Raw genomic sequence first — 10,342 nt, 5'->3', positions numbered from 1 at the left:
GGGCTCATACCGTCCTGACATCGGGCCAAGCCCTGACGGTATTCATTTCCAGCAAGTCTCTGAAATGGATGATAAAAAGCTGTCTTGGCGCGCCCGAATTCGAGGACCGACAGCCAGAGGCGATTATACCGTGCTAACCGACACCGCACTGAAGAATTTGCGTCCGAAAGCAAGGGCTTACAAGAGTACCGACAGGGACGGTATGTACGTCTATGTCTCGACGGGCGGCGCGATCTCATTCCGCTACGACTATCGGTTCAACGGCCGTCGAGAGACCATGACGCTCGGGCGTTACGGTCGGGCCGGGCTGACGCTGGCCCAAGCCCGCGAGCGGCTGATCGAGGTGAAGAAGGCGATCGCAGACGGGGTATCGCCCGCCGTTGAAAAGCAGCGCGCCAAACGTCGCTTGAAGGAAGCTCACGATTTCGCACAGGTCGCCCAGGGCTGGATGGACCGCGCGCCGATGGCGGACAGCACCCGCGACATGCGCCGGGCGATTTTCAATCGGGACATCCTTCCGAAGTGGAAGAACCGCCTGCTGAGCGAGATCACGCCTGACGACTTGCGGGCGCACTGCAAGGCGATCGTGGACCGCGGGGCGCCCGCGACGGCGATCCACGTCCGGGATATCGTCAAGCAGATCTACGGCTGGGCCATCCTCCACGGCGAGAAGATCGACAACCCGGCAGATGACGTGGGCCCGGCGTCCATCGCGACCTTCCGACCGCGCGACCGCTCGCTCACCCCCGCCGAAATCCGGATCATGCTGATGCTTCTGGGTGAGGTGGCGACCCTGCCAACCATCAGGCTCGGCCTGAAGTTCATCCTGCTCAGCATGGTTCGAAAGAGCGAACTTCAGGACGGGGTATGGACCGAGGTGGATTTCGACAATGCGGTCTGGTCGATCCCGGCGGCGCGCATGAAGCGCTCACGCCCTCACAACGTCTACCTCTCCACCCAAATGCTGGACATCCTGGTCGCCCTGAAGACCTGCGCCGGCAACTCGAAATACATCCTGCCGTCGCGCTACGACGCCGATGCGCCGATGTCGCGGGCGACCTTCAACCGCGTCACCAGTGCGATCGCTGAGAAGGCCGGTAAGGGTGATCTCCCGCTCGAACCCTTCACCGTCCACGACTTGCGGCGGACGGCCTCGACCCTGCTGCATGAGATGGGTTTCAACTCGGACTGGATCGAGAAGGGGCTGGCTCACGAAGAGCGATCCTCGCGCGGCGTCTACAACAAGGCGGAGTTCGAGACCCAGCGTCGGCACATGGCTCAGGAATGGTCGAACGCCGTGGATGCGTGGGAAGCGGGACGCGCCTATACCCCGGCGCTCGCCGCACCAGAGGTCAGCGCGCCGCGGTTCGATCCGAAATTCTGAAACGCATCCCAGGGATGCGAACAGAAAATTGGTGGACCCGTGGACGCCGACGACCAGGGGGTTGTTGTACTCCAATAGCCTCATGCGACACGGCGTCCTGAAACGCGCGGCGTGCTTATTCGGGGGACGGTGGCGACCGGGGCGGAGGGACGATGGCGTCCGGGGGTATGGGCGCCTATGTCCAGGGGAGAGGCGGGCCCGAACCATTCCGTTCAACGGTTTGAAGGTCCATTGTATCGGCTCAATCAATGAGATCAACCATGAGCGAAACCACCAACAAGGTCGTCCCCCTCCGTCCCGCCGCCACGCCTGAGACGTCGCGCAAGGTCCTGGAGAAGCGGTGGACCAAGGGCGTGATCGACCCGGGCTTCACCTTCGTCCCTTCGGTCCTGCTCCGAGCCCAGGCTCGCCTGCACATCAACGCCACCGAACTCGCGGTGCTGATGCACCTGATCGACCACTGGTGGGAGGACGAGGAGATGCCGTTCCCCTCGAAGCGCAGGCTGGCCGAACGCCTCAGCGTGTCGGACAAGACCGTCCAGCGCGCCATCAAACGCCTCGAAGACGAAGGTCTCGTTCGTCGGATCGTGCGTCGCCATTCCAGCGGAGGGCAGGCCAGCAACATCTATGACCTCAAGCCCCTGGTCGAGAAGCTGAAGCCGATCGCCAAGGACATGATCGACGCGCGCGACAAGGCCGCCGCCACCAAGCGCGCGGCCGTTCGGCCGGGACTGCGCAAGCGGTCGCCGGACCTGTCCGGACTGTAGATCATGGCCGGGCCGTACTTTCCGCCGCTGGAGGTCGCGGGGCAGACGCTCGCGTTCGACCATCTCGAGCCCTTCGTTCTCGAGATGGCGACCCAGTCGCGTCCGAACGGCGTGAAGATCGATGTCCGGTTCAGCAACCACTGCTTCAGCGAAACCTTCGACGCCGCCCGGCACGACGACAACGCGGTGGCGGTCTGGGACGGCCCGAGGCGGCGCGTCTTCTGTCCGATCCGCTACGGGCTGTCGCAAGCGCTGCCGCATATCCTGAAAGGTCTGCCGACCGCGCATGTCTATCAGACCCCGGAGGCGAACTTCCTGCGGATCGGTGTGCGCAACGACGGCGGAGCAGGGGACTACAGGGTCTTCTTCAGGGTCAAGCGCGGCGCCGGCGCCGGCATCGATCTCAAGCTCTTCGTGGAAAGCGCCTACAGCCCTGAACCGGCGCAGGCGCTCGCCATCGCCCACATGAGCAAGGTTCGCTTCGCCGTGCTGGTCGACAAGACGCTGAAGGGCGAGAAGCTGAAGTTTCACCGGAAAAGATAAGGGCGCCCGGAGGCGCCCCTATCAGAAGTCACTCGGTAGCCGCTTCCGGGACCGAAATCCCTATCTCGCTCACGCGTGGACCTCCGAAGAGGCGGGTGAGGCTGTTTCAACCGATCTGGCCTCGGGAGGACATATAAGCCCCGGGGGTGAAGAAATCAATGATCAGCCCTGGACGTCCCTGTCCCGGTCTCCGGGTCACAACCGGCCCCGGATGAAGCATTCTATGACCATACTCGCTGATTTCTGAAGCGCACCCGGCTCACAGGTGCGGCCGGGCCGCGCCCAGCCCGTCGTGGACCGGGCGTGTTCGGCGCAGGCGCACATCCGGGGCCTTGGCCGCCGTGACCGGGGTGCGGCGGCGTTTCTCCAGCCAGGCCTGCACCTCCGACAGATCCCAGACCACGCATCGCGGCGTCAGCCGGAAGCGTTTGGGGAACTCCCCGCGCTGCTCCATTTCCCAGATGGTGCTGTCTGCGAGAGGCACCATCTGGCGCAGTTCCGGCTTCTTGATCGTTCGCGGCAGGGGCGAATGGGTCTGTCCCATGGAGCATCTCCTTGTTCCGGCCGATTCGAACCGAAAGATGCTGGAGGGTGAACACGCAGACCTGCGGTGGCAGGCTTACGTGTCCTCAGCGCCGGTTTCGCAAGCGCTGGCCGACGGAGCCCGCTCGCTTGAAGGCCTGGACGTAGACCTTGGCCATCCCCTTGAGGGGGTCGGCTCCCAGCGCCGCGCGGCCCGCGAGGTGACGCAGGACGAACATATTGGCTTGTTTCTCGACCGCGGTCATCTGCGAGTCCCCCGCCGTCTCCGGCAGGATGTGATCCTCATGCAGATGGCGGTCCAGGTCGGCCTTGAGAGGCTGAAGTTCAGCAGGTGTGTTGCGGCCATAGAGCTGGGCGGCGAGGCCGGCGATCAGGTCGGCGATTTGAAGCGTCGGATTGTCATGCGACTGGCCGAACCGGATCGGCCCCGCGAGATTGAGCCTGGCGCTGACCACGCGGTTGCCGCCATGCAGAGGGAATTCCTCATCGCGACCGATGAAGCCGTCGAAGGTCGAGGCGATGCCCTGTAGCGGTTTGGAGTCGTCGCAAAGCACCTCGAGCTGCTGATGCTTGGGGCCGAAACCGTTGACGAGGAGCGACATCAGCGCGGTCGAAGTCAGGTCCAGCACCCATTTGGCGTACTCGGCGTCGTCCTTCAGGTGCTCGGTGCGCGCCTTGATCCGCTCGGCATAGCCCCGCGCGAACCGCAACACTTCGCCCAGGACCCGCGCATCCGCCGGCGCCTCTCCGGTCGCGGCGAAGACCGCGGGGGCGTCTGCGGGATCGAAACTGCGCATGAACGTCTCGAGCTGAAGGGCGAGGTCCTCGGCCGGTCCGCCGGCGGTCGCGATGCTTCGATAGACGGCTCCCGCGACCAGCCGATGAAGCCCGTGACGGTAAAAGAGCAGGCTGTTGTCCTCGAGCACAGGCTCCATGAGGTACTCGAACACCTTGCCCGCGAACGCCAGCCGCTTGTCCGCGACGAGGAAGCTGTAACGGCCCTCCATCCGGGCCAGCACGAGGCCCGCGATCTCGGGCCAGTCCCCCCGCTTCTTGAGTCCGGACGCCTTCAGTTCGGCGGCCTGGATGACCGGCTTGCGACCGTCGCGGATCTCCGCGATCAGCTGATTGGCGTCCTCAATGGACAGTTCGACCGCCGCATAGGCGAAGACCGGCTGGTCGTCCCGGAGCAGATTGGGCCCGGTGAAGCCGGACTCATCGAAGGATATCAGGGTGGGGGATGACAGGGCGTGGTCCTCGAAGTTCGCGCCGCCGCTTTCCGCCCGCAAGCGGAGGCGAGAGCCTCAATGTCCGAGTGAAGCTCTGCTTTGGTCGGAAGTCGAGAGCGTGTCATGCCTTCGGACCCGTCGGGCCGTCGACGGCGAGAGGACGAGACATGACGATCACCTTCGACGCCGATGATGTCGCCTATTTCGATGAGGTCCACGGGCGCCGCTCCGAAGCGCTTTGCCCGAAACCGCTTCAGGTCGTGTTTCGCGATGGTGATGCGGCGCGCCCCAACGACTGTCATGCCAACGCTGTGCGCTGGGCGGCGCAGACGCCGGACGCGATCCCGGTCCACGGCTGGTTGATCGAGGCGCAGGACGCGTTCCAGCTCCACATCGTCGCCCATTCCGTCGTTGCAGACGAGCGCGGACAATTGATCGACGTGACGCCGATGCCGATCGCTTCGCCGCGATTCATTCCTCACCGCGGGACAGGCGACGCCTTCTTCAGGCTCCTTCCTCGCTGCAACAGGGTGTCGTGGGCGGTGATCGACACGCTCGCACTGACGATCGACCTTGCCGACGGGACCAACGGTCCGGCGGGCGTCCAGAGCTAAGGGCTCCGCCCTCGCGCGCGCCAGGGTGAAGCGGCTGCGCCGCCGGACCGGCCGGTCTCCCCGACCTTCCGCGCCGGCGATCGTCTTCATGATCATCATCAAGGTCAGGCTTGTGCAGGTCGGGCGATCCCCCTCCGGCCGGTCCGCCCTGGCCCTTGCTACCCCGGTCTCGCCGACGGGCAGGGTTTCAGGCGCGCAGTTCGCGTGCCTGCAACCCATACCTTGAGAAGGTGTGCTCGAAGCTGCGCGTGCGCACCCGGATAGAGGCCGTCGCGGTCGCGGTGGGGGCCGGGGTTATCGAACCGGAGTGACATCGTTGGTCACACGCGATACGCGAGTTTTCCACTGAGAATCGGATCATGATTGCGCACCTGAACGGTGATCATGTCGCTTATGCCCGGAGACGTCGTCCAAGCTTTCGCCGGGGAGATCGCATCACGCGATGTGCGTCGCCTCGAATCCTATCTGTCGGAGCAGGTCGCGGCCCAGTTCGACATCGCGGGCGAACTTGTCGGACGTACGGCGCTTCTCGGCTTCTGGCGTCGGCTCTTCCAGAGCTATTCGCTGTTCGAACTTCACATCCTCAAGTCCGTCACCCAGGGCGAGCTGGTCATCGCCGAAAGCCTCTATCTGCTGGCCGCGAACCGTGGCCTCGTCATGAACGTCCGCGCTATCAACGTTTTCGAGGTTGAGAAGGGCGTGATCACTCGGTGGCGCGATCACGCCGATCTGGCCGAGGTGCCTCTGGTAGAGAAGGATCGTTGGCGTCGCCTCAGCGTCGCCCGTTGGTGAGGAGGGGAGGGGGCGGGCCGGGAACTTCTGTGTGAAGCTCGACGTCTTCACCCGTGATCGCCGCCGACGCAGAACGTCCCCTGGCTCAAGATCAAAGGCTATCCGGTCGAGGCCCGCCGGGGACCATCTTAGCCGCAGTAGGAACCAAGCCAAACCCCTGAGTGCGGTGCGCGCGCCAGAGCTTGCGGGCGCGCTCCGACGCCGCTCGAACGCCGCCAGTTGATCGGTCCACCCTCTGAGCCGCGGAACGCAGGACGAGGCTTGACAGGCCGGGGTGGTCGCGGCCGGTAGGGGGGGTGCAGTGCGAAGTCAGGATCCGGGATGAACACGTCTGAACTTCGCGACGGCCTCGAAGCCCAACAGGTCTGGATCTATTTCGCCGCCGTGATCGTCGCGACGGCCATTGGGTTCGTGATCCCGGGCACGGCGGTGCTGGAATCGGCGATCAATCCGGCGCTGGCCCTGATGCTGTTCGTCACCTTCCTGCAGGTGCCCGTCGCCGCCCTCGGCCGGGCGCTTCAGGAGTTGCGGTTCCTGGGCACCTTGCTGGCGGTGAACTTCATCGCCGTGCCCCTGCTCGTCCTGGGCCTGATGCAGTTCCTGCCGGCCGATCCCCTGATCCGTCTCGGCGTGCTGATGGTGCTGCTCTGTCCATGCATCGACTATGTCGTGACCTTCGCTCATCTGGGTCGCGCGGACGCCCGGTTGCTCCTGGCCTCGACCCCGGTGCTGCTGATCGCCCAGATGGCGCTCCTGCCCATCTATCTGCGTCTGTTCCTCGGCGCCGAGGCGGCGGCCTATGTGCAGCCAGGTCCGTTCATCCACGCCTTCGTCTGGCTGATCGCCATCCCGTTCGTTCTGGCGGCGCTGGTCCAGACCTGGGCGGCCCGCAGCAAAACGGGCGAGCGAGTCTCATCTGGTCTCGGCCTGGCGCCGGTGCCGGCCACGGCCTTGGTGCTCTTCATCGTCGTCGCCGCGGTCATGCCGCAACTCGGACAGACCCTCGACCGGACCCTGAGTGTCGTGCCGGTCTATGTCGCCTTCTCCGTGCTGGCGCCGCTCATCGGATGGGCCGTGTCGCGGCTCGCACGGCTGACGCCGGAAGCCGGCCGCGCCGTCGCCTTCAGCGCGGGGACCCGCAACTCGCTCGTGGTCCTGCCGCTAGCCCTGGTCGTGCCCGGCGCCATCCCCCTGGTCCCGGCCATCATCGTCACCCAGACCCTGATCGAGCTCCTGGCGGAGTTGGTCTACATCCGCGGCATCCCCGGGCTGGGACGTCGGCCAGCCTGATCAGGGGAAGTTAAACCTTGATTGTTTCCATAGTTCGACTAATTCGGAATTATGGAAACGGAAGCCTCGATTCTCGCTCTCGCCGCCTTGGCGCAGTCCACGCGGCTGGAGGCGTTTCGCCTCCTCGTGCGGCACGAACCCGAAGGTCTGGCGGCCGGTGACATCTCGAACCATCTGGCGATCCCGCCCAACACTCTGTCGTCCCATCTCGGCGTCCTGACCCGCGCGGGGCTGATCAGGTCGGAGCGGCGCAGCCGCTCGATCATTTACCGGGCCGACCTGGACCGGTTCCGCGACCTGGTCCTGTTCCTGCTCAAGGACTGCTGCGGGGGCAGGGCGGACCTCTGCGAGCCCCTGCTGGCCGAACTCGCACCCTGCCGCCCCTGAGGATCCCATGGACGTCGTCATCTATCACAATCCCGCCTGCGGGACGTCGCGCAACGCGCTCGAGCTGATCCGCCATGTCGGCATCGAGCCGCACGTCGTCGAGTATCTGAAGACCCCGCCGTCGCGGGCCATGATCGCCCAGCTGGCCGAACGCACCAGCGCGCCGCTGCGCGACCTGTTGCGCGAAAAGGGCACGCCCTTCGCCGAACTGGGCCTCGGTGATCCAGGCCTCAGGGACGATCAACTGCTCGACGCGATCGAGGCCCATCCGATACTTCTCAACCGCCCGATCGTCGTCAGTCCCATGGGCGTTCGACTCTGCCGGCCATCGGAGGCCGTGCTCGATCTTTTGCCCGACGACGATCTCAAACCCTTCACCAAGGAGGACGGCGAGGTCGTCATCGACGCCGCCGGCCAGCGGGTGAAGCGATGATCGACACCCCCGTGACGACTACGTCGCCGCGTCGCCTGTCCTTCCTCGACCGCTGGCTGACGCTGTGGATCTTCGTGGCCATGGGTCTCGGCGTGGCTCTGGGGACGCTGGCGCCGGGTCTGCCCGCCTGGATCAATAGCCTCTCGATCGGCACGACCAACATCCCAATCGCCGTCGGTCTCATCCTGATGATGTACCCGCCGCTGGCCAGGGTCCGGTACGAGGCGCTGCCGCGTGTCTTCGCCGACAAGCGGGTGCTGGCCCTGTCGCTGTTCCAGAATTGGGTGCTGGGCCCGGTGCTGATGTTCGCGCTGGCGGTGATCTTTCTGCGCGATCAGCCGGAATACATGACCGGCGTCATCCTGATCGGACTGGCGCGCTGCATCGCCATGGTGCTGGTGTGGAACCAGCTGGCGCGGGGCGATAACCAGTATGTCGCCGGTCTCGTCGCCTTCAACTCGATCTTCCAGATCCTGTTCTTCAGCCTCTACGCCTGGATCTTCCTCACCGTCCTGCCGCCCCTGTTCGGCCTGCAGGGCAGTGTGGTGGACGTCAGCGTCTGGACCATCGCCGGGGCGGTCCTGGTCTACCTCGGTCTTCCCTTCCTGGCCGGCTTCCTGACCCGTCGCAGCCTGATCGCCCGCCGGGGCGCCGATTGGTACGAGCGGCGCTTTCTGCCGCGCATCGGACCGATCACCCTGATCGCCCTGCTGTTCACCATCGTGGTCATGTTCAGCCTCAAGGGCGGGGAGGTGGTGGCCCTGCCGCTGGACGCCCTGCGCATCGCCATTCCGCTGACGATCTACTTCCTTGTGATGTTCGTGGTCAGCTTCCTCATGGGCAAGCTGATCGAGACCGACTATCCGCGCACCACCGCCCTGGCCTTCACCGCGGCCTCGAACAATTTCGAACTGGCCATTGCCGTCGCCATCGCGGCCTTCGGCCTGACCTCGCCGGTCGCCTTTGCGGCCGTCATCGGTCCCTTGGTCGAGGTGCCGGTGCTGATCCTGCTGGTGTCGGTCGCGCTGTGGATGGGACGCCGCTGGTTCCCGGATACGGCTCCGCCGGCGGACGCGGCCTGATGGTCGTCCTGCATCTCCTGGACGCGGATGACGTCGGCCTGATCGCGGCCCTGCGCGGCGCGGGTCTGCCCGAGCCTGGCGCTGGTCGATACTTCGCCGCCCACGAACACGGCGGCATCGCCGGCTATGTCGGCCTGGAAGGGGAGGGGCAGGATCTTCTGCTGCGCTCCCTGGTCGTGCTCGCCGACCTGAAGGCCCAAGGGATCGGGAGCCGCATACTGACCGCCGTCGAGGCCATGGCGAGCGATCTGGGTAGCGAACGGCTTCACCTGCTCACCACGACGGCCGAGCTATTCTTCGCCCGGCGTGCTTTCGTCTCCGCCGAACGGGCGTCCGCGCCCCTTGCGATCCGGCAAACCCGCGAGTTCGCGGACGTCTGCCCGGCGTCAGCGGCCTATCTCATCAAGGACCTCTGATGACTTTCGCCCGCCTGCGGCCGCTGCCGGATCCGGATCACCTGCCGGCTCTGGATGCAGCCTATCTGTCCGCCGACCCCGCCCGGGGGCTAGGTCCGACCGATCCGGCGCCGCGGATCCTTCTCTTGTATGGATCGCTGCGCGAGCGGTCGTATTCGCGGCTCTGCGTCGAGGAGGCGGCCCGTCTGCTGCAGCGAATGGGATGCGAGACCCGCATCTTCGACCCCTCCGACCTGCCCCTGCCGGGCGCGCCCGGCGACGACGACCACCCGGCGGTGCGCGAGCTGCGCGAGCACGCTTTCTGGTCGGAGGGCATGGTCTGGTGCAGTCCGGAACGGCATGGCCAGGTCTCCGGCCTGATGAAGCTGCAGATCGACCATCTGCCGCTCAGCCTGGGCGGCCTGCGCCCGACCCAGGGCCGCACCCTGGCGGTGATGCAGGTGTCGGGCGGGTCGCAGAGCTTCAACGCCGTCAACACCCTGCGCCTGCTGGGCCGCTGGATGCGGATGATCACCATCCCCAACCAGTCCAGCGTGGCCAAGGCCTTCCAGGAGTTCGACGAGGCCGGCCGGATGAAGCCCTCGGCCTACTATGAGCGGATCGTCGATGTGATGGAGGAATTGGTGCGCTTCACCATCCTCACCCGGCCGCACGCAGCCCAGCTGGTGGACCGCTATTCCGAGCGCAAGGCGGCCGGGATTCCCCTCGACGCCGCCTCCGATCTGTCGGGGATCGTCATCGCGCGCCAGGCGTGACCTCCCCTCGACCACGCGAACATGCCTCGCATTCCTCCCGCCTTAATACGGACCTTGACGCCATGGCCGCGGCGGCCGCCGAGCATCGCGATGGCCGTAACTCGCCA

Annotated in this window: 13 protein-coding genes; 11 read left to right on the top strand and 2 right to left on the bottom strand. The window is 65.6% G+C overall.

The genetic code is table 11. The features are described 5' to 3' along the window. Positions 1-130 precede the first annotated feature (130 nt). From ACW174_RS15845 to ACW174_RS15835, 3 genes are all read left to right on the top strand, one after another. The gene (locus ACW174_RS15845) at positions 131-1,384 is read left to right on the top strand and encodes a tyrosine-type recombinase/integrase (protein WP_376853953.1); all 1,254 of its coding nucleotides are present in this window, start codon (positions 131-133) and stop codon (positions 1,382-1,384) included. 260 nt (positions 1,385-1,644) lie between these two features. After that, positions 1,645-2,151: a helix-turn-helix domain-containing protein gene (locus ACW174_RS15840; RefSeq protein WP_013269054.1), complete on the top strand. Its 507-nt coding sequence runs from the start codon at positions 1,645-1,647 to the stop codon at positions 2,149-2,151. Between the two features lie 3 nt (positions 2,152-2,154). Further along, complete coding sequence (locus ACW174_RS15835) at positions 2,155-2,694, top strand: YjaZ family protein (RefSeq protein WP_013269055.1); 540 nt, start codon at positions 2,155-2,157, stop codon at positions 2,692-2,694. A gap of 259 nt (positions 2,695-2,953) precedes the next feature. Here the strand turns inward: ACW174_RS15835 and ACW174_RS15830 are convergent, their stop codons facing one another. Both ACW174_RS15830 and ACW174_RS15825 read right to left on the bottom strand, forming a co-directional pair. Next, positions 2,954-3,238 (bottom strand): helix-turn-helix transcriptional regulator, encoded by a 285-nt coding sequence (locus tag ACW174_RS15830; protein ID WP_013269056.1) that lies wholly within the window; start codon positions 3,236-3,238, stop codon positions 2,954-2,956. Positions 3,239-3,323: 85 nt separating this feature from the next. Continuing rightward, positions 3,324-4,526, bottom strand: coding sequence for a DUF3800 domain-containing protein (locus tag ACW174_RS15825; protein WP_013269057.1), 1,203 nt, complete (start codon positions 4,524-4,526; stop codon positions 3,324-3,326). Between the two features lie 107 nt (positions 4,527-4,633). Between ACW174_RS15825 and ACW174_RS15820 the strand changes: the two genes are divergently transcribed. The 8 genes from ACW174_RS15820 (at position 4,634) to arsH (ending at position 10,235) form a co-directional block, all read left to right on the top strand. Then, a complete protein-coding gene (locus tag ACW174_RS15820; protein ID WP_013269058.1) occupies positions 4,634-5,080 on the top strand; it encodes a hypothetical protein in 447 nt (148 codons plus the stop codon). A 444-nt stretch (positions 5,081-5,524) separates the two neighbouring features. Next, positions 5,525-5,872, top strand: coding sequence for a nuclear transport factor 2 family protein (locus ACW174_RS15815; RefSeq protein ID WP_244093368.1), 348 nt, complete (start codon positions 5,525-5,527; stop codon positions 5,870-5,872). A 321-nt stretch (positions 5,873-6,193) separates the two neighbouring features. Next, positions 6,194-7,162 carry an arsenic resistance protein gene (locus ACW174_RS15810; protein WP_134581266.1) on the top strand — a complete coding sequence of 323 codons (969 nt, stop codon included), beginning with the start codon at positions 6,194-6,196 and terminating at the stop codon, positions 7,160-7,162. 51 nt (positions 7,163-7,213) lie between these two features. Further along, positions 7,214-7,549: an ArsR/SmtB family transcription factor gene (locus tag ACW174_RS15805; protein WP_134581265.1), complete on the top strand. Its 336-nt coding sequence runs from the start codon at positions 7,214-7,216 to the stop codon at positions 7,547-7,549. 7 nt (positions 7,550-7,556) lie between these two features. Continuing rightward, on the top strand, positions 7,557-7,982 hold the full coding sequence (arsC, locus tag ACW174_RS15800) for an arsenate reductase (glutaredoxin) (protein WP_134581264.1): 426 nt from the start codon (positions 7,557-7,559) through the stop codon (positions 7,980-7,982). Next, positions 7,979-9,064 (top strand): ACR3 family arsenite efflux transporter, encoded by a 1,086-nt coding sequence (gene arsB, locus ACW174_RS15795; RefSeq protein WP_134581263.1) that lies wholly within the window; start codon positions 7,979-7,981, stop codon positions 9,062-9,064. The genes arsC and arsB overlap by 4 nt, the downstream gene beginning before the upstream one ends. After that, complete coding sequence (locus ACW174_RS15790) at positions 9,064-9,480, top strand: GNAT family N-acetyltransferase (protein WP_134581262.1); 417 nt, start codon at positions 9,064-9,066, stop codon at positions 9,478-9,480. The genes arsB and ACW174_RS15790 overlap by 1 nt, the downstream gene beginning before the upstream one ends. Then, complete coding sequence (gene arsH, locus ACW174_RS15785) at positions 9,480-10,235, top strand: arsenical resistance protein ArsH (protein ID WP_134581261.1); 756 nt, start codon at positions 9,480-9,482, stop codon at positions 10,233-10,235. The genes ACW174_RS15790 and arsH overlap by 1 nt, the downstream gene beginning before the upstream one ends. Positions 10,236-10,342: the final 107 nt, after the last annotated feature.

The organism is Brevundimonas sp. AVps31 (genome assembly GCF_058681355.1).
This window is presented reverse-complemented; position numbering and strand designations above follow the sequence as displayed.

Coding starts and splice junctions, on each gene's coding strand:
- arsC (WP_134581264.1), top strand. CDS start 7,557: ATGGACGTCGTCATCTATCACAATCCCGCCTGCGGGACGTCGCGCAAC.
- ACW174_RS15820 (WP_013269058.1), top strand. CDS start 4,634: ATGACGATCACCTTCGACGCCGATGATGTCGCCTATTTCGATGAGGTC.
- ACW174_RS15840 (WP_013269054.1), top strand. CDS start 1,645: ATGAGCGAAACCACCAACAAGGTCGTCCCCCTCCGTCCCGCCGCCACG.
- arsH (WP_134581261.1), top strand. CDS start 9,480: ATGACTTTCGCCCGCCTGCGGCCGCTGCCGGATCCGGATCACCTGCCG.
- ACW174_RS15790 (WP_134581262.1), top strand. CDS start 9,064: ATGGTCGTCCTGCATCTCCTGGACGCGGATGACGTCGGCCTGATCGCG.
- ACW174_RS15810 (WP_134581266.1), top strand. CDS start 6,194: ATGAACACGTCTGAACTTCGCGACGGCCTCGAAGCCCAACAGGTCTGG.
- ACW174_RS15830 (WP_013269056.1), bottom strand. CDS start 3,238: ATGGGACAGACCCATTCGCCCCTGCCGCGAACGATCAAGAAGCCGGAA.
- ACW174_RS15805 (WP_134581265.1), top strand. CDS start 7,214: ATGGAAACGGAAGCCTCGATTCTCGCTCTCGCCGCCTTGGCGCAGTCC.
- ACW174_RS15835 (WP_013269055.1), top strand. CDS start 2,155: ATGGCCGGGCCGTACTTTCCGCCGCTGGAGGTCGCGGGGCAGACGCTC.
- arsB (WP_134581263.1), top strand. CDS start 7,979: ATGATCGACACCCCCGTGACGACTACGTCGCCGCGTCGCCTGTCCTTC.